The following is an 18,902-nucleotide window of genomic DNA, read 5'->3' as shown; positions in this document are numbered from 1 at the left end:
TAAGCCCACCCCAGAACCAAAAGCTTTCACTGCTGCGCCGGTAAATTTCTGGTCGTCCTGGCAACTTCTACGATAAATAACAGTGAAAATGATGCCATCTGCATCAGGATAAGAAAAGATCAGGATACATCTTAGTGAGAGAAAATGGTATTCTCCGTAGTATTGTGACGATGTTGGTTATCAACATAGTGTTGGTTTAAAGGAAATAAAAATGATGACTATTGAGAAGATTGAGCGCCAAATTAAAGAAAACCCAATTTTATTGTATATGAAGGGTTCTCCTAAATTGCCAAGTTGTGGATTTTCTGCGCAGGCTGTTCAGGCTTTATCTGCATGTGGTGAACGTTTTGCTTACGTAGATATTTTGCAAAATCCAGATATTCGTGCAGAATTGCCAAAATATGCTAATTGGCCAACCTTTCCTCAACTTTGGGTAGCAGGTGAGTTGATAGGTGGATGCGATATTATCATTGAAATGTATCAGCGTGGTGAGTTACAAACATTAATCAAAGAAACTGCTGATAAATATCGTCCCGAAGACGAAGACGCGACAGAGTAATTTTTTAATTACTTACAGACAGATTATTATGCTATCTCCCCATATATTGATATATGGGGGGGTATTATTGCTTAATTTAGATTTGATTATATTAATCTAGCCGTTCAGCTATTTATCCGTTTTTTTCTTCTGTTGCGGTCGTTAATGGCCAGCCACCAAGTTGTTTCCAACGGTTAACCATTTCACAGAATAATTCAGCGGTACGATCAGTATCATATAAAGCGCTGTGAGCTTGATGATTGTCGAATGGGATACCGGCGGTGATGCAGGCTTTTGCTAAGATTGTTTGTCCTAATACCAGACCACCTAAAGCAGCGGTGTCAAAAGTTGCAAACGGATGGAACGGATTTCGCTTTAGTCCGGTGCGTTCCGCGGCAGCCATAACAAAGCTATGATCGAAGCTAGCATTGTGAGCAACGATAATTGCCCGATTACAATGATTATTTTTTATCCCTTTACGAACCATTTTAAAAATAGCGTGTAGAGCTTCATATTCGCTCACTGCTCCACGTAGCGGATTTAATGGATCAATGCCGGTGAACTCCAGGGCTGCTGGTTCAAGATTGGCTCCTTCAAATGGCTCAATATGGAAGTGAAGCGATTCGCTAGGCGTTAGCCAACCTTCACCATCCATCTTCAGTGTAACGGCGGCAATTTCAAGTAATGCGTCTGTTTTGGCATTAAAGCCGCCAGTTTCAACATCAATAACAACAGGGTAATAACCTCGAAAACGTCCACTAAGGACGTTTGGCTCTTTTTTATCAGACATCAGATCGAGTTACCCAGAGCGTTGCTGGCATTTTTATTTTCAATCAGTTCAATTTTGTAACCATCTGGATCTTCAACGAAAGCAATAACGGTTGTTCCGCCTTTTACAGGGCCTGCTTCACGGGTAATGTTGCCACCGGCTTGGCGAATAGATTCGCAAGTGGCTGCGACATCATCAACACCTAATGCAATGTGACCAAAGGCATTCCCCATTTCGTAATGGTCAACTCCCCAATTATAGGTTAACTCGATTACTGCCCCTTCGCTTTCATCAGCGTAGCCAACGAAGGCGAGTGAGTATTTATATTCGATGTTTTCACTGGTGCGTAGCAGACGCATGCCTAACACTTCAGTGTAAAAATTAACGGAGCGTTGTAGATCACCAACACGGATCATGGTATGGAGTAAACGCATAATTACCTCTAATTTAATGGTTTTACCAATATTTTTGTGCGGTAGGTCGCACAAAAACCACTAACTATAACGTGTCTTACGGTTACAGTTCAATTTTCCCATAATTATAATTTATTCTTATCTAGGTTTATAATTAAATATAGTATGTGAATTGTATAGGAAACGGGATGTGATGGCTGAGCAACTGGAGTTTTTTGCTATTCCCAGTCCTTGTCGAGGAATTTGTCAGGCTAATGAGCGAGGTTTTTGTCTGGGGTGTTATCGCAGCCGGGAAGAAAGATTTAATTGGATGAAAATGTCTGATGGGCAAAAGCGTGAAGTATTGCGACTGTGCCGGCAAAGATATTTACGTGCATTGAGAGCACAAAATCAGACAGATGAAGAACCACCTGAGCAGCCATCACTATTTTAATTAGAGATTTTTGAAGTTATTAAAGTTAACAATTCAATGATTTACTTATATAGGGTTATATTTTTGGCGAAGTTATAAATGTTCTACTATAATCTTAAGTATTTTGTTTGTTATTTTTTTATTTTTTACTTAACGAAAAGACTAAGGGAGCTTATTTGAGTGTTTTTATAACTTTATGTTTTAAATGGAATTTTAAGCCAAATTGTGTGATAAATGTAAAATAAAAACAACATTAATGTAAAAATAGATAGCTTAGCATTTAGATGACAGCTATTCTTATAGTACTTTGAATAAAGTATTGAATGATATTTATTGGTTTCTGTTTGCTTGTATTCATAGTTCTGATAGTTTTTATGGTAAAAATATTGTATGTTAATTGTTTTGTTCTGAGTTTAAATTAAGTTTAGTTGTTCTTGGTTATAGTTACCTGAATTAGTTAGTTGCTAAGAATTTACTGTGATTATGCAGAAGTTATATATACTTTTTTAAGGCTAGTTAGCCTGATTTAGAAAAATTTGGCTGTTATGTTTAGTAGGCTAGTTTATTTAAGGAGGGACAATTGGAATCTACATTGGGATCAGATCTGGCACGGTTAGTTCGTATTTGGCGTGCTTTAATTGACTACCGTTTAAAGCCGTTAGAATTAACTCAGACTCATTGGGTAACGTTATACAATATTAGCCGGTTACCTCAGGAGCAATCTCAGATACAGTTGGCGAAAGCTATCGGTATCGAGCAACCATCTTTGGTCAGGACATTAGATCAGCTTGAGGAAAAAAAACTTATCACCCGGCATACTTGTGCCAATGATCGTCGTGCAAAGAGAATCAAGCTAACTGAAGATTCTGCATCGGTTATTAGGGAGTTGGATGGTGTTATTGAATCCACAAGAAATGAGATTCTGGAGGGTATTTCACGCGAGGAACTTGCTTTTCTTTCCACTTTAGTGCAGAAGTTAGAGCAAAATATTATCCAATTACAGAGTAGATAGTAATTACGATAGCCATGAAATGTTAACCGGATGAAAGAAGACCGCGACTTACCAAAATGAAGTCACGGTTTTCTTATTTCTATATCTTATTGTCGAGGTGAAACAGTAATACTACTGCCTTGGCCTGCGATTCTTACTCGTTGACCTTTATGGAAAACAGTTTTACCTTGCTTTTGAACAACAATGATACTTTCACCGCTGTCACGACGAATTTCGAGTTCCACACCTTTAGTTGTGTTAAGAGCCCCCTGAACGTTTTGGCCTGCAACACCACCGGCAATCGCACCAGCGGCAGTCGCCAATGTATTGCCACTACCGCCGCCAATAGTATTACCAACCAAGCCTCCTAGAACCGCGCCGCCAATTGCGCCTAATACATTCTCATCGCTACCCGCCTGAATATTGATAGGACGAACAGAAACAATTGTACCGTAAGAGACAGTCTGGACCTGCTTAGCTTGTCCAGCGGTATAGGTATCACCAGAAAGAGAATCGGTGTTGACACAGCCTGATAATGAAGCAACGGCAACCGCGCTAACTAAAAAGTGCTTAAACATAGTAACTCCTAATTTCGATGCCTGACTGCGGAAATCTGATAGCTTACTGGGCAATCAGGCTAACAACTGGCATTGGCAATAAGTAATAAAAAGTTTATCCAAATAGAATGCCAGTACATTAGCAATCTAGTGCTAAACATATATTAAACGTCAATAGAGATTTTTAAAAGAAATAGCTATTAATGAGAAATTCAGCATTTTTTGTGAAGTTGTTTCCAAAACTCAGGTTTTATTCCTTAGTTTGTCTATTAGTCATATACAGCCAAAACCACTGCGCTTTATAGTTATTGGCGTGGTTTCTGATTTTATCAAGACAGATTTTAAGCAGGAAGGCAAATTAAATGGTTATGAAGTCAGGTCGTTATATTGGTGTAATGTCGGGGACAAGTCTGGATGGCGTTGATGTGGTGCTTGCAGCAATCAATGATAAAGTTGTTGCTCAACAAGCCAGTTATTCACATCCATTCCCACACGAATTAAAACAGAAAATTCTTGCGGTCTGCCAAGGGCAGCAAACGACATTATCAGCAATTGGTCGGTTAGATTATGAACTAGGTTCTTTATTCGCTGAAGCAGTGCAGGGCTTACTGATTAAAACAGGGTTAACCACCAGTGACATTATCGCTGTGGGATGTCATGGACAAACCGTTTGGCATGAGCCAGATGGTCACACGCCTTTCACTATGCAGCTTGGCGACAATAACCGTATCGCAGCTTTAACTGGGATGACTGTGGTTGGCGATTTTCGTCGGAGAGATATGGCATATGGCGGGCAGGGAGCGCCATTAGTTCCCGCTTTTCATTTCGCCGTCTTAGGGCATCCGACAGAACGCAGAATAATTCTCAATATCGGCGGTATTGCCAATATAACGACGCTATTACCGGGATCACCGGTCAAAGGTTATGACACAGGTCCGGGTAATATGCTGATGGATAGTTGGGTGTGGCGTCATCAGAAAAAACCTTATGATAAAGATGCGCAATGGGCGCGGGAAGGTGCGGTTAATAACCAGCTACTTAGACAAATGCTTTCTGATCACTATTTTTCACGGCCAGCTCCTAAAAGCACAGGCCGGGAGTATTTCAATATGAGTTGGTTGGAGGCGCAATTAGCTAACTTTCCTGACATATCTCCAGTTGATGTCCAGGCAACACTGGCCGAACTGACAGCAGTGTCTGTGTCACAGCAAATCATGTTGAGTGGTGGATGTGAACGTCTGTTGGTTTGCGGCGGCGGCGCACGTAACCCACAGATAATGAGTCGACTTTCTGCATTATTACCGGGAACGGAGGTTTGCCCGACAGATAAATATGGCTTAAGCGGCGATGATATGGAAGCACTGGCATTTGCTTGGTTGGCATTCCGTACGATGTCAGGCGCGTCAGGGAATTTGCCTTCTGTTACCGGTGCGAGTACTGAAACCATTTTAGGGGCGATTTATCCTGTTAATAATCAATAACAATGATAAGCTGTCTGGTATTTAGTGAGTCATAAACAGAGCTACGTTAATGTCAGAACATAATGAATTTGATGTTGCAGAATTACGCCGTGAATATATTCGTGGTGGGTTAAGACGTAAAGATTTAACTAAAGAACCTATCGAACTTTTTGAGCGTTGGCTCAAGCAGGCATGTGAAGCTAAGTTGAGTGATCCAACTGCAATGTGTATAGCAACGGTTGATGAGAATGGTCAACCGTATCAACGTATTGTGTTATTGAAGCATTTTGATACAAATAGTTTGATTTTTTATACAAATTTAGGCAGCCGGAAAGCAAAACATTTGGCGCACAATAACAAAATCAGCCTCCATTTCCCTTGGCATCCTCTGGAAAGGCAAGTCTCTTTTCTTGGTAAAGCAGAACGTCTTTCTCCTGTTGAAGTGATGAAATATTTCCATAGTCGTCCCAGAGATAGCCAGATTGCTGCATCGGCATCACAACAATCCTCTCGTATTTCCGCACGCGGTGTTTTGGAAGGGAAGTTCCTTGAGTTAAAACAGAAATTCTTGAATGGCGAGGTGCCTTTGCCTAGCTTTTGGGGAGGATTCAAAGTGACTTTTGATTCTGTTGAATTTTGGCAAGGTGGTGCAAATCGGCTCCATGACCGGTTTATTTATCAACGGGAAGGCGATAGTTGGCATATTGACAGGCTTGCGCCATAAATCGTGGATTATCGTTTTTAATACTAGCACTTATAGTATTGGCGTTTTATGCTATGCCGCACTCTTTTTAAGTCGCGATTTATACAACAGACAAAATACACAAATTGATGGAGTCATTAATGTCTAGCAATAACCTGATAAAACAACTGCAAGAGCGGGGCCTCATTGCCCAAGTGACGGATGAGAATGCGTTAGTGGAGAGACTGGCGCAAGGCCCTGTCTCCCTCTATTGTGGTTTCGATCCGACCGCTGACAGCTTGCATTTGGGGCATCTGGTTCCCTTGCTGTGTTTAAAACGATTCCAGCTGGCCGGGCATAAACCCGTGGCGTTAGTTGGTGGGGCTACGGGTTTGATTGGCGATCCAAGCTTCAAAGCTACTGAACGTAAACTGAATACTGAAGCTACCGTTAAAGAGTGGGTAGAGAAAATCCGTAGACAGGTTTCACCTTTCCTCGATTTTGATTGTGGTGAAAATAGCGCTAAAACAGCCAACAATTATGATTGGTTTGGCAACATGGATGTTCTGACTTTCCTGCGTGACATCGGCAAACATTTCTCAGTTAATCAGATGATTAATAAAGAAGCGGTTAAACAGCGTTTAAACCGTGATGATGTGGGTATCTCTTTCACTGAATTTTCTTATAACCTACTGCAATCCTATGACTTTGCTCGCCTGAATGAAGTACATGGCGTTGAGTTACAGATTGGTGGTTCCGACCAGTGGGGAAATATTACTTCTGGTATTGATCTAACTCGTCGTATCAACCAGAAACAAGTATTTGGCATGACTGTTCCGCTGATCACGAAATCTGATGGCACTAAGTTTGGCAAAACAGAAGGTGGCGCTGTTTGGTTGGATCCGAAGAAAACCAGCCCGTACAAATTCTATCAATTCTGGATTAATACTGCGGATGCCGATGTCTATCGCTTCCTGAAATTCTTTACCTTCATGAGTCTTGAAGATATTGATGCGTTGGAAGAAGAAGATAGAAATAGCGGTAAAGCTCCTCGTGCTCAGTACGTGTTGGCAGAACAAGTTACTGGTATGGTGCATGGTGAAGAAGGGTTGTCAGCCGCTAAGCGGATTACAGAAAGTTTATTCTCTGGGGCCGTTGCTGATTTGACCAAAGCGGATTTTGCTCAATTGGCACAGGATGGTATGCCGGTAATTGAGCTGGAAAAAGGTGCGGATTTGCAACAAGCTTTAGTTAATGCTGGGTTAGTACCTTCTCGTGGTCAGGCGCGTACTATGATCAGTTCCAACGCTGTCGCAATTAATGGTGAAAAACAATCGGAACCTGAATATCTGTTTACTGACAGTAACCGTCTGTTTGGTCGTTACACCCTGTTGCGTCGTGGTAAAAAACACGATTGTTTGATCTGCTGGAAATAACTGATATTGCATTATAATGGGGCAACACAAATGTTGCCCTTTTTCTTACCATGACTTTAATCTTATAAACAGAAGCCAGAATAAAATATAGGCCGTCATTGTGAAAAATATTCTCTCAATTCAATCCCATGTTGTCTTTGGTCACGCTGGTAACAGTGCTGCGGAATTCCCTATGCGTCGGATGGGGGTGAATGTATGGCCATTGAATACCGTACAGTTTTCAAATCATACCCAATATGCTCAATGGAAAGGGTGTGTTATGCCGGCGAATCATCTTACGGAAATCGTTCAGGGCATTGAAGAAATTGAACAGCTTAAATCTTGTCATGCGGTACTGAGTGGATATATCGGTTCACCGGAACAGGGGAGCCATATTATCGATATAGTGAAACGGGTAAAAGCGGTGAATCCTGATGCTTGGTATTTCTGTGATCCCGTCATGGGGCACCCAGAAAAAGGTTGTATTGTTGCGCCGGGGGTGGCTGAATTTCTGTGTGAAGAAGCACTGCCTGTAAGTAACATTATTGCACCAAATTTACTGGAGCTTGAAACACTGAGTATGCAGAAAGTGGCTAATGTAGAACAGGCTGTTGTGGCTGCCCGAACACTATGTGAGAAAGGGCCGGATATTGTACTGGTTAAACATCTTAGTCGTGCTGGTTATCGGGCTGACTGTTTTGAAATGTTATTAGTGACTAAAGAGCATAGCTGGCATGTAAGTCGGCCTTTGGTGGATTTTGGCGAACGTCAGCCTGTTGGTGTGGGTGATTTAACCAGTGGCCTGCTATTGGTTAACCTATTAAAAGGCGAGTCTTTACAAACTGCTCTCGAACATGTTGCTGCTGCGGTTTATGAAGTGATGGTAACAACGAAAGATATGGGCGAATACGAACTACAAATTGTGGCTGCGCAGGACAGAATGGTGACTCCTGGCTATAAATTCTGTGCGACGCAATTGGATTAAGATATTTAACCGTTCCACTGATATTATGTGGAACGGTTTTTTTACTCTTAAATTAACCCTTCTGCTTTCAGGGCATCATGAACACTTGGACGTTCTGCAATCTTCTTTTGATAATCTTTAAGATGAACCAGATCAGATAGATCCAATTGCACTAAAGGCGCCCAGCTACTGAGGGTGAATAAATAAGCGTCAGCAACAGTAAAGTGCTCCCCGGCAATGTATGGCTGTTCTGCTAATACCTTATCTATATACTTGAATCTCCTGAGTAGATTATTAATAGCAACAGGACGATAATTTTCTGGTGTTCCCGGGAAAAACAGGGGTGAAAATCCTTTATGGATTTCACTGGAAAGATGGCTAATCCATTCAAGTTGATGATATCGTTCCATCGTTCCGGCTGGTGCGATTAATTTTTTGTCCGGTCTCTGGTCGGCAATATATTGGACAATAACAGCTCCTTCGGTGAGGATCTCATTGTTATCTAACAGAAGAGTTGGTATCTGGCCTTTTGGATTAATTGCGAAAAAATCGTCGCCGTTCTCCATTTTTTTAGTTTTCAGATCAACTTTAATCATGCTGAAATCAAGTCCTGCTTCACGAAGTATGATGTGAGGTGAGAGAGAACAAGCTCCAGGTTGGTAATAAAGTTTCATGTGCCGCTCCTTAAAAGTTTCCGGTAATAGATATAATAGGACAAAGGAACTCAGTAAGGCATTGCTATAGCCTTGATATATACTACCACGACAGATGGAAATAAATGAATGATTAAATAGATATAAGGTGGTGTGGTTGTATCGTGAATAATCCTTTTCTATATTCTGGTATAGAGGCGATTATTTATTTTTTTATCATTATTTTCAAATAGATTGGTTACGTTAATTTAGAAGTTTAGGGAAAAATTTTGGATGAAGTGACTTATCCAAAACTTCCCCGTATTTTGTGTCATATAGTATATTTTGCAATTGGTTATATTATATGGAATAAATAATGGCGATTATTGATAGTTACAAGAATTCATTTTATATTGGTTATAAGATAATTAATATATTATTCTTGTTAAATGATTTGTAATCATAGGAAAATAAATTGAATTTATTTGTAAAGTCACTAAAATAAATCATGCATTGTCTATAGTTTCTTGTAAAAATATCTTTTTTATTCTCTTGATTAAAGTTTTCGACTAACTTTTTATAAATATTATTAATTGTTTCTGTTTGTCCGTTAAGTCTATTGACGGAATTATTTATATTTCTAAGACTAAATGAAACGTCTGATATATTTAATGTGATTTCTTCCATCAATAAAGAGACTTTGTATATTTGTTTTTTATCTTCTCCATCGGGAATATTCTTTAATAATTGTTGTATTTTTATGTGTGTTTTTTCTGCGAAGTTTTTCTTGTGTTCAAAATCAATTTGAGATATTTCAAATAGTTGTGGTAGTTTTGAGATGAAATCGTTTAGCTTACTAAAATCTGATTCAATTTCTTTCAATGCATGATCGACTCTGGCAATATAACCATGACCTAAATATCCACTGCTAAGTGAACCTAAATAAGTTGTTGCTTTGTGTATATTTTTAATAATTCTATCAATATCTTGTTCATCGGAATTATATGCATATTCATAATCTTCCAATGCTGATGGCCAGTGATATAATGATTCCTTAAACTCATTCCAAGAAACTGCAATTCCTTGGGATGGATCATGATTTTTCAGACATTCTGGCAATTTTATATTGGTGATTGATTTAAACATATTAGATATAATTAAAAAATCATTTTTCATTTTATGCACCTTGCTAAAATAATAAATATCATTAAATTGTATAAAAGCGTGAAATATAATATTTAAACTAAAAGGGTAAAATAATAATAAAATATTGCATTAAAAATATTTAACTGGAAATATTTACCTGTAAATGTTGTACTGATAATCGATTTAATGAAATTAAGTTATTGATTATATTAAAGGACATATTACTGATTAGCGCAAGGAAACAAGATGATATTTTTTATTTCAGTAAAATAGTTATAAGGTAATATCGCTTAACTCTTTAATTACAAAGGGTTTAATAATTCGTTCCAATAGGTTTTTTATATTTTGACTTAGAATTAATTTTTACCTATTAGTGATGATTTAATGAAGTAATTAATTTGTTATTTTATTGATAATAAAAGGCCCGAAAAACTAGCTCTTCGGGCCTTGTTTTGTGAGTTGAAATTTACTGATTATTAATCAGATTATTTCAATTCCAGTTCATTCATTGCGACAATGCTGAAACCACCATCAACATGCAGAATTTCACCGGTAATACCGCCGGACAGATCCGAACACAAGAATGCCGCAGCGTTACCAACATCTTCAGTTGTTACAGTGCGGCGAATTGGGTTAACAGTTTCACAGTGAGCCAACATTTTACGGAAATCTTTGATGCCAGACGCAGCCAAAGTGCGGATAGGGCCAGCAGAGATACCGTTAACACGAATACCTTCGGCACCCATAGCGTTAGCCATATAACGAACGTTAGCTTCCAGAGATGCCTTTGCCAGACCCATTACGTTGTAGTTAGGGATTGAGCGCTCTGCTCCCAGGTAGGTGAGAGTCAGTAAAGCAGAATTTGGGTTCAGCATTTCACGGCAAGTTTTTGCCATAGCGACAAAGCTGTAAGAGCTGATGTCGTGTGCGATTCTGAAACCTTCACGGGTAACGGAATTTACATAGTTACCATCCAGTTGATCAGCCGGTGCAAAGCCAATGGAGTGAACAAAGCCATCGAATTTTGGCCAGACCTTACCCAATTCAGTGAACAGGGCTTCGATGCTTTCATCTTCGACTACATCGCATGGCAGAACGATAGTAGAGTTCAGGGAAGCTGCAAATTCTTCAACACGAGGTTTCAACTTGTCATTTTGATAAGTGAAAGCCAGCTCAGCTCCCTGGTCATGCATTGCTTTTGCAACACCATAAGCGATGGAGAGTTTACTGGCGACGCCAGTGATCAGAATGCGCTTGCCGGTCATAAAACCCATAACAGTATCCTTGTGTGATAACGCCGGTAATGATATTAATGGATTAAAATTGCTCATAGAGACAATATCAATATGACGTTTTATTGTTAATAAACCCAGTAATTCTATCACGCTAGAGAGAAATATGCTGTATTTTGCGTTCTGCTCCGAGCAGTGATTATCGTTTTCTATATGTCAAGGAATATCCTGCCGCCAGGCATCAGCGGTGAGTGGCTCACCAAAATGGCTGGCGATCAGACGGCGGGTCATATCATGCAGAGGAGAAGCCAACACTTCTGCGGTATTTCCCCGTTCGACAACTTCCCCCTGATGCATGACCAGCACCTGATCGCTGATATGTTTCATCATGCCAAGATGCTGGGTGACATAGAGGTAAGAAATACCCTGTTTTTCCTGTAATTCCAACATTAGATTAATGATTTGAGATCGCATAGACATATCGAGTGATGCCAATGCCTCATCAGCAATAATAATCTGCGGTTGTAATATTAATGCGCGCGCCAGTGCTACCCGTTGTTTTTGGCCTGAGGCTAACATATGTGGATAATAATTGGCATGATCCGGTAACAGGCCAACTTGTCGCAATGTCTGGTTGATCCGTTTTTCCCGCTCCATTGTATTGAGTGATGTATTAAGCAGAAGGGGAATATCAAGAAGTTGCCCAATACGCTGACGAGGATTTAGCGATGTACTTGGGTCCTGAAATATCATGCGAATGCGTTGGCTGCGATAACTGTAATCACCGTAAGTGAGTTTATGGCCTTCGATCATGATTTCGCCGGAAGTTGGTTCAATAACACCTGAAAGCATTTTTGCCAGTGTTGATTTCCCGGAACCGTTTTCACCAATAATCGCCAGTGTCTGTTTAGCTTTTAAAGTAAAACTAACAGGTTTTACCGCATCAAGATGTTGACGGTGAAAAAAACCGGTTCGATAACGAAAAGTTTTAGCTAAATTCTTGACTTCTAGCAGAGTATTAACCAATTACTGTTCCTCCAGATTCAGTGGAAAGTGGCAGGCAAAAGCATGGTTTTTAATCACCCGCAACCGTGGTGTTTCAATACACGTTTTTTGCGCGTAAGGGCAGCGCGGGCCTAAACGGCAGCCGATGGGTAGATGCTCAAGGGATGGAATAGCGCCGGGTAAGGTGTTTAACCTACTTTTATGGGGCAAAGAGCTGCCAAAATCAGGAATAGCGCGGCTTAACGCTTGTGTGTAGGGGTGATGTGGCGTTATCAGTAATTCATCGGGAACGGCGCTTTCGACCGTTTGACCACAATACAGAACATTAATGCGATCCACCAGTTTGCTCATGACTTGCAAGTCGTGGCTTATCAGTAAAATAGTGGTGTTATTGTTCTGATTCAATCGTGCTAACAGACGGAAAATCTGAGCTTGGGTGGTCGGTTCCATCGCATTGGTTGGTTCATCTGCAATCAGCAGACGTGGTTGGTTAGCCAATGCGATAGCAATCATAACTTTCTGGCATTCTCCTTCCGTTAATTCGCAAGGGAAGCTACTCATGATGTCTTTATGATCTTTAATTCCCACACGGTGGAGTAATTCAATAGCTCGGCGTTTTCGCCATTTGAAACGTTGCCACCAACGGCCTTTGTAAGTCCAGCCGGGGATGGCTTGAATGAGCTGTCGACCAATATTTTCAGAAGGATCAAGACAGGATTGTGGTTCCTGAAAAATCATTGAGATATTGTGGCCGATCACTTTGCGGCGCTGTCGTGGAGTCAGACGGAGCAGGTCAATATCATCGAAGCGAAAACGGTCAGCCGTCACTTTGAGATTATCTTTAGTGACTCCACTTATTGCTTTGGCAATTAGACTCTTACCGGAGCCTGATTCGCCCACCAGACCGCGTATTTCGCCTTCTGTCAGTGAAATACTGACGCGATCAACCGCTTTAACTGGCCCTTTGGCAGTCATAAATTCAATAGTGAGATTGCGAATGTCGAGTAATGGCATTATTCCACCCCGGAATTAATTGCACGGTGTAATCCATCACCTAATAAATTGACTAACAAGACACTGAACATGATTGCCGCGCCGGGCAACATAACGGTCCAGGGCGCAACATAGATTAGCTCTAGTGAATCGCCCAACATGGCTCCCCATTCGGGTGAGGGAAGTTGGGCGCCAAGATCAAGAAAACCAAGTGAAGCGATATCAAGTATGGCGATAGAAATGGCGCGTGTTAACTCATTGACCAAGGCGGCGGTAATGTTTGGTAATACGGCATACCATAGAATATGGTAATTAGAGGCGCCATCCAGGCGAGCGGCAATAACATATTCTTTATCAAGCTCATCGTGAACTGCGCTGTAAACCGTGCGAACGATACGTGGCAATAGCGCTAACCAAATAGCGATTATTGCATGTTGCAAACTGGCGCCCACAAAGGCGACGACAATAATTGCCAGTAATAGTGATGGGATAGAGAGTAATGTGTCGAGAATATGATTGAGTACCGCGGATTTCAATCCTCGTGTCATGCCTGCCAGACAGCCGATAATCAGACCACATAAAGCGGCCGCTAAAGTGACTAACAGCGCTGAACCGAAGGTGGATGCAGTACCTATTAGCAATCGGCTGAGAATGTCGCGCCCAAGATCGTCGGTACCTAGAAAAAATGCGATATTACCGTGATATGACCATGAAGGCGGCAGTAGTTGGTGACCAAGAAATTGTTGATCGAGCTGATAAGGGGCCAGATAGCCACCAAGCAGACTGAGGGCAATCAGAATAAGCACCCCATAAAACCCCATCATTGCCAACATGTCGGAATAAAAAAAGCGCCAGATGACCTTTATCGGTGACGGCATTTTCTTTTCACGATAAAAATTATCTAAGGGCATACCATTCCTTATGCTTCAGAGGGTTAGTTATTGCGCCAATAATATCAGACAGAACATTGACAGAAATCACCAGTGTGCCAATCACCATAACACCGGCAGAAATGGCGGAATAATCTTGCTGACGAATGGCGCTGACTAACCAATGGCCAAGTCCCGGCCAGTTAAATACGAGTTCTGTCATCATTGCCAGTGTCAGCATGGTGGAAAATTGTAATCCTAGTTTCGGAATGATAGGGGGCAACGCATTGTGTAACACATGACGACGGATAATTGTCAGCCTTGATAAACCGCGGGTTGCGGCGGCTTTGATATAGTTTTCACCAAAAACCTCTTCTGTACTGTTTCTCATCAACCGAATAACTTCGGTGGTCGGTGCAACTGCGAGGGTAATCACGGGTAGCAGCAAGTGTTGCACGGCGCTAATGATCATCTCATTACGATGGGGTGATTTTGATAACCAGGCATCAATTAATGAGAAACCTGTCACCGGTTCAATCTGATATAGCAGATTAAAGCGCCCTGAGACCGGTAGCCAGCCGAGATAAAGGGAAAAAAATAGGGTGAGTAATAGTGCTAGCCAGAAAATCGGGATGGAAAATCCGACTAGAGCAATGGAAGTGATAACCGTATCCGCTGGTTTGTTACGCCATACCCCCGCAATAATCCCGAGTGGGATGCCGACTAGCAAGGCGGCAGAGAAAGCCAGAATACAGAGTTCCATTGTGGCGGGGAACACTTCCCATAGTTGTTCGCTGATAAGTTCACCGTTGACGCTGGATACGCCAAAATCCCATAGTAATAAGCTGTGGAAAAAGAATATATAAGCATCAAACAGGGATGCTCCGCTGAGAGGAGCATTAGGGGTGAAGTAGCTGAGACTAAAGCTTATCAGCGACAGGAAAAACAGGGTGATAATCAGCAAAAGCAGACGACGGAGAGTGTAAATAATCATTTGCCACCTTTTTGAGTCATTTGATCAGTCTCTTTTTCCCGATAAACACCGGCAAAAGAGGTATTACCAAATGGACTGAGTACTAGCCCTTTAATATCGTAACGGTAAGCCTGTAAATGCAGAGAATAGGCTAATGGTAATACAGGTAATTGCTGTTCAAGGATTTGTTGAGCCGCATGGTAATACTTAATTCGGGATAATAATTGCTGGTTAATCAAAGCTTCCCGCAAAGTTTTATCAAATTCTGGATCACACCAATGGCTGAAATTGGTCTGTGAAGCAATAGCGGCACAACTTAACAGTGGCCGGAAAAAACTGTCTGGGTCATTACTATCAGTCGACCAGCCTGATAGGGTCATATCGTGAGATTTATCCATCAGCTTGGTTTCCTGAAAGCGGCCCTCAACAGGTTTAATACTCATGGTAATGCCAACTTGTGCTAAATCGGCCTGAATCAGCTCTGCCATTTTGAGTGGACTTGGATTATATGATTGAGAGGCGGAAGGTACCCATAAGCTCAATTGCAAACCGTTTAATCCAAGACCATTAAGTATTTTGCGGGATTTTTCTGGGTTGTATTCCGTAATCTCAGTTTGATTATCATAAGCCCATGACGCCCGAGGTAAAATTGATGAGGCTGTTTCCGCCGTACCATAATAGATGGATTGCATCAGCCGTTGGTTATTAATAGCGTAGGCAATGGCTTGGCGAACCTGTAGTTTATCAAGTGGCGGCTTGCTGGTATTGAAAGCCAGATAAGCGATATTCATTCCTGGGCGTAAAGTCAGACGCAAGCGGGGATCATCTCGTAAAACTGTCAGTTGGCTGGCAGCGGGATACGCTAATACATCACATTCACCGGTTAAAAGCTTAGACATTCTGCCGGTGCCGCCGGCGCCGACATCAATAACTATTTGCCGCATTTGTGGTTTGCCTTTCCGGTATTTATCATGGCGAACCAGACGGATAAATTGTCTGGTCCGATGATCTTTCAACATAAACGGGCCGGTGCCGACAGGTTTCCAGTCAATTTGCTCATGGCGATTCATTTGATGCAATTGTTGCCCATATTCTTGTGAAAGTATCGGGGCATAGTGGGTTGCCAAATGCCAAAGAAAAGAGGCATCTGGTTCGTTTAAGCGAAATTCCACCGTATATTCATTAATTTTACGGATACTTTGAATAGAGTCGGCCAATTGGAGACTGTCAAAATAGGGATAATGCCCGCCATTGACGTTATGATAATAGTGTTGCTTATCAAACAGACGCTTAAAGCTAAAGATGACGTCATCAGCATTCATTGTGCGGGTCGGAGTAAACCAGTCTGTTGATTGAAATGAGACATTACGGCGCAAATAAAAACGGTAAGTAGCGCCGTTATCCAGTATCTCCCAATGGGAAGCTAATTCAGGGAGCAAACGGTAAGTATAAGGATCAACATCTAATAGACGCTCGTAAAGTTGGGCGGCCAGCGTATCGACAGTTAAGCCACTGCTAGCCAGTTGGGGATTAAAGGTATTCAGATTGCCATTAACGCAATAAATAAACCCGTGTTGCTGAATGTCAGCCGGAACGTGGGGCTGTTTTTCAGGCGCAGCCATTGTTTCTGCAATAGCTGGGGCTGAAAGGGATAATATGATCCAATAAATCAAACTGCGCATATAAGGCATCTGTCATTAATTAGAATTGACACATTGTATCTCAAGTAGCGCTTGAGCCCAAAAAAACGCGGTGGTGATGATAATGAGAAAAATTCTCAATAAAGTGCTTTACAAATCGTATTGAGAACCATTATCATCTATACCGCACTTCCGGGGAACAGTTACAGTTTCTATGTCCCAGGAAAGGCACGACATTGCTCACATTGCTTCCAGTGTTTTTTTAGCCAGCTCGGGTGCTGGCTTTTTTTTATCTGTCATTCGGATCACTTATCGCCGACATTGATATCATGTTTCTTCATTAAGCCTCGTAATTGATAATAGGTCAGCCGTAGTTTCTCTGCCGCTTTTCTTTGGTTAAATTTGCTCTCTTTTAACGATAACTCTATGAGTTGTCGTTCGCTGTCATGTTGCCACTGTTTCAAATTAATAGGCAGTGAAGGCAGAAGTTGTGGAGATAAATCATTACTGTCATCAATATTACTATCATCAACATTGGCTATAAAATGCGATGTGGAGGCGAATGGGTTAATAATAATATTATCAAGTTGATCAGAATTCTCGCCGTGACGATAAACGGATCGTTCCACAACATTTTTCAGTTCACGGATATTACCGGGCCAAGTGTAATTCTGTAACTGTTGTTTTGCCTGGTCAGTGAAACCGGGAAATAGCGGCAAATCAAGTTCCCGGCACATCTGAATAGCAAAGTGTTGCGCTAGCAACATGATATCCTGTTGTCGCTGGCGCAATGGAGGAATTTTGACCACATCGAAAGCCAGTCTATCGAGCAAATCAGCGCGGAATTGCCCCTTAGCGGCCATTGCGGGCAGATCATCATTGGTTGCGCATATTAGTCGAACATCGACCTGTAATGGTTGGTTGCCGCCAACGCGTTCAAGATGCCCATATTCAATGACGCGCAATAGCTTTTCCTGAACTTGCATTGGTGCGGTTGCCAACTCATCAAGAAATAGCGTTCCCCCATCGGCACGTTCAAATCTGCCTTGGTGCTTTTTTTGTGCGCCGGTAAATGCGCCAGCCTCATGACCAAATAACTCTGAATCCAATAAATTTTCATTCAACGCCGCGCAGTTTAGGGAGATCAATGGCCCTTGCCAGCGAGGGGATAAATAATGCAAACGGCGGGCAATCAGCTCCTTGCCGGTTCCGCGTTCCCCAATAACAATAACGGGTTTGCTTAATTTTGCTAGTGTGGATACTTGTTCCAAGATTTCGACAAAGCTGTTTGCTTCACCTAATAGATTTTCTGTGGCGTCATTCATGGTTATTTTCACCAATAATTGGTTATTTATACCACTTTATTTTGTTGTGATAAAAAGTCAAATAAAAAATTCTCTTTGTATTTCATGAGAATAGAACAAATAAAAAGTTGGCACGATTCTTGATAATAAATTATAGGAGTGACATGAATAGTATTAACTAACCTTAACCAAAGAGGATAATTTATTATGGGTATTTTCTCTCGTTTTGCTGATATCGTGAATGCCAATATCTCTTCATTATTGGATAAAGCGGAAGATCCGCAGAAAATGATTCGTCTGATGATTCAAGAAATGGAAGACACTTTAGTTGAAATTCGCTCAACTTCCGCCCGTGCTCTGGCAGAGAAAAAGCAGTTGTCTCGCCGTATTACCGCAGGTGAACAACAAATGCACGATTGGCAGGAAAAAGCGGAACTGGCGTTGAATAAAGAGAGAGAAGATTTGGCGCGAGCAGCGCTGATCGAAAAACAGAAAGCAGCTGCTTTAGTGGATACATTGAAACATGAATTAACCATACTGGAAGAGACGCTTGAGCGGATGAAAGGGGAGGTTGTTGAGCTTGAAAATAAGCTAAGTGAAACCCGAGCAAGACAGCAAGCGTTGGCTTTGCGTCATCAGGCGGCGGCCTCTTCCCGACAAGTTCGTCATCATTTAGACAGCGGTAAAATTGATCAGGCAATGGCTCGCTTCGAGCAATTTGAGCGGCGTATCGATCATATGGAAGCGGAAACAGAAGCTGTGGGCATGGGAAAACAAAAATCTCTGGATCAACAGTTTGCTGAATTAAAAGCAGACGATGAAATCAGTGCGCAGTTAGCGGCAATGAAAGCTAAAATAAATGCTAATAAAGAACAACATTAAGTGTTGGCGCACTCAACTAACCGTT

General features: G+C 41.5%; 20 protein-coding genes. 8 read left to right on the top strand and 12 right to left on the bottom strand.

Going from position 1 to position 18,902, the window contains the following annotated elements; all coding sequences use genetic code 11:
* Positions 1-211: 211 nt before the first annotated feature.
* Positions 212-559, top strand: a complete 348-nt coding sequence (locus tag B0X70_RS13090; RefSeq protein ID WP_046396886.1) for a Grx4 family monothiol glutaredoxin — start codon at positions 212-214, stop codon at positions 557-559.
* A gap of 112 nt (positions 560-671) precedes the next feature.
* On the opposite strand, the gene rnt is transcribed toward B0X70_RS13090, so the two are convergent.
* A complete protein-coding gene (gene rnt, locus B0X70_RS13085; protein WP_046396885.1) occupies positions 672-1,328 on the bottom strand; it encodes a ribonuclease T in 657 nt (218 codons plus the stop codon).
* A complete protein-coding gene (gene gloA / locus B0X70_RS13080) occupies positions 1,328-1,741 on the bottom strand; it encodes a lactoylglutathione lyase (protein WP_040149886.1) in 414 nt (137 codons plus the stop codon). The genes rnt and gloA overlap by 1 nt, the downstream gene beginning before the upstream one ends.
* Positions 1,742-1,913: 172 nt before the next feature.
* Between gloA and B0X70_RS13075 the strand changes: the two genes are divergently transcribed.
* Together B0X70_RS13075 and slyA are read left to right on the top strand one after the other, a co-directional pair.
* On the top strand, positions 1,914-2,153 hold the full coding sequence (locus B0X70_RS13075) for a DUF1289 domain-containing protein (protein WP_036805434.1): 240 nt from the start codon (positions 1,914-1,916) through the stop codon (positions 2,151-2,153).
* Positions 2,154-2,712: 559 nt separating this feature from the next.
* Complete coding sequence (gene slyA, locus B0X70_RS13070; protein ID WP_036805437.1) at positions 2,713-3,144, top strand: transcriptional regulator SlyA; 432 nt, start codon at positions 2,713-2,715, stop codon at positions 3,142-3,144.
* A gap of 86 nt (positions 3,145-3,230) precedes the next feature.
* Here slyA and B0X70_RS13065 read toward each other — a convergent pair whose 3' ends face one another.
* Entirely contained in the window at positions 3,231-3,701 is a 471-nt protein-coding gene (locus B0X70_RS13065; RefSeq protein ID WP_036805439.1) for an outer membrane lipoprotein, read from the bottom strand.
* A 347-nt stretch (positions 3,702-4,048) separates the two neighbouring features.
* On the opposite strand from B0X70_RS13065, the gene anmK reads away from it, so the two are divergent.
* The 4 genes from anmK to pdxY all read left to right on the top strand — a co-directional run bounded on the left by anmK (position 4,049) and on the right by pdxY (position 8,222).
* Positions 4,049-5,161: an anhydro-N-acetylmuramic acid kinase gene (anmK, locus tag B0X70_RS13060; protein WP_046396894.1), complete on the top strand. Its 1,113-nt coding sequence runs from the start codon at positions 4,049-4,051 to the stop codon at positions 5,159-5,161.
* 49 nt (positions 5,162-5,210) lie between these two features.
* A complete protein-coding gene (gene pdxH, locus B0X70_RS13055) occupies positions 5,211-5,864 on the top strand; it encodes a pyridoxamine 5'-phosphate oxidase (RefSeq protein WP_036805442.1) in 654 nt (217 codons plus the stop codon).
* A 119-nt stretch (positions 5,865-5,983) separates the two neighbouring features.
* The gene (gene tyrS / locus B0X70_RS13050; RefSeq protein ID WP_217469533.1) at positions 5,984-7,258 is read left to right on the top strand and encodes a tyrosine--tRNA ligase; all 1,275 of its coding nucleotides are present in this window, start codon (positions 5,984-5,986) and stop codon (positions 7,256-7,258) included.
* 100 nt (positions 7,259-7,358) lie between these two features.
* A complete protein-coding gene (gene pdxY, locus B0X70_RS13045) occupies positions 7,359-8,222 on the top strand; it encodes a pyridoxal kinase PdxY (RefSeq protein WP_214039461.1) in 864 nt (287 codons plus the stop codon).
* Positions 8,223-8,269: 47 nt separating this feature from the next.
* On the opposite strand, the gene gstA is transcribed toward pdxY, so the two are convergent.
* The 9 genes from gstA to pspF form a co-directional block, all read right to left on the bottom strand.
* On the bottom strand, positions 8,270-8,875 hold the full coding sequence (gene gstA, locus B0X70_RS13040; RefSeq protein WP_105395165.1) for a glutathione transferase GstA: 606 nt from the start codon (positions 8,873-8,875) through the stop codon (positions 8,270-8,272).
* A gap of 375 nt (positions 8,876-9,250) precedes the next feature.
* On the bottom strand, positions 9,251-10,009 hold the full coding sequence (locus B0X70_RS13035) for a hypothetical protein (RefSeq protein WP_217469532.1): 759 nt from the start codon (positions 10,007-10,009) through the stop codon (positions 9,251-9,253).
* Between the two features lie 455 nt (positions 10,010-10,464).
* Entirely contained in the window at positions 10,465-11,253 is a 789-nt protein-coding gene (gene fabI, locus B0X70_RS13030) for an enoyl-ACP reductase FabI (protein WP_105395195.1), read from the bottom strand.
* A 174-nt stretch (positions 11,254-11,427) separates the two neighbouring features.
* Complete coding sequence (gene sapF / locus B0X70_RS13025; protein WP_046396878.1) at positions 11,428-12,237, bottom strand: putrescine export ABC transporter ATP-binding protein SapF; 810 nt, start codon at positions 12,235-12,237, stop codon at positions 11,428-11,430.
* Complete coding sequence (gene sapD, locus B0X70_RS13020; RefSeq protein WP_046396877.1) at positions 12,238-13,230, bottom strand: putrescine export ABC transporter ATP-binding protein SapD; 993 nt, start codon at positions 13,228-13,230, stop codon at positions 12,238-12,240.
* Complete coding sequence (gene sapC / locus B0X70_RS13015; RefSeq protein ID WP_217469531.1) at positions 13,230-14,120, bottom strand: putrescine export ABC transporter permease SapC; 891 nt, start codon at positions 14,118-14,120, stop codon at positions 13,230-13,232. The genes sapD and sapC overlap by 1 nt, the downstream gene beginning before the upstream one ends.
* On the bottom strand, positions 14,107-15,072 hold the full coding sequence (gene sapB / locus B0X70_RS13010) for a putrescine export ABC transporter permease SapB (RefSeq protein ID WP_105398747.1): 966 nt from the start codon (positions 15,070-15,072) through the stop codon (positions 14,107-14,109). The genes sapC and sapB overlap by 14 nt, the downstream gene beginning before the upstream one ends.
* Positions 15,069-16,733: an ABC transporter substrate-binding protein SapA gene (gene sapA / locus B0X70_RS13005; protein ID WP_217469530.1), complete on the bottom strand. Its 1,665-nt coding sequence runs from the start codon at positions 16,731-16,733 to the stop codon at positions 15,069-15,071. The genes sapB and sapA overlap by 4 nt, the downstream gene beginning before the upstream one ends.
* A gap of 263 nt (positions 16,734-16,996) precedes the next feature.
* A complete protein-coding gene (gene pspF, locus B0X70_RS13000) occupies positions 16,997-18,016 on the bottom strand; it encodes a phage shock protein operon transcriptional activator (protein WP_046396874.1) in 1,020 nt (339 codons plus the stop codon).
* 186 nt (positions 18,017-18,202) lie between these two features.
* On the opposite strand from pspF, the gene pspA reads away from it, so the two are divergent.
* Positions 18,203-18,877, top strand: a complete 675-nt coding sequence (gene pspA / locus B0X70_RS12995; RefSeq protein WP_046396873.1) for a phage shock protein PspA — start codon at positions 18,203-18,205, stop codon at positions 18,875-18,877.
* Positions 18,878-18,902: the final 25 nt, after the last annotated feature.

The organism is Photorhabdus akhurstii (assembly GCF_019090985.1).
Classification (GTDB): Bacteria; Pseudomonadota; Gammaproteobacteria; order Enterobacterales; family Enterobacteriaceae; genus Photorhabdus; species Photorhabdus akhurstii.
This window is presented reverse-complemented; position numbering and strand designations above follow the sequence as displayed.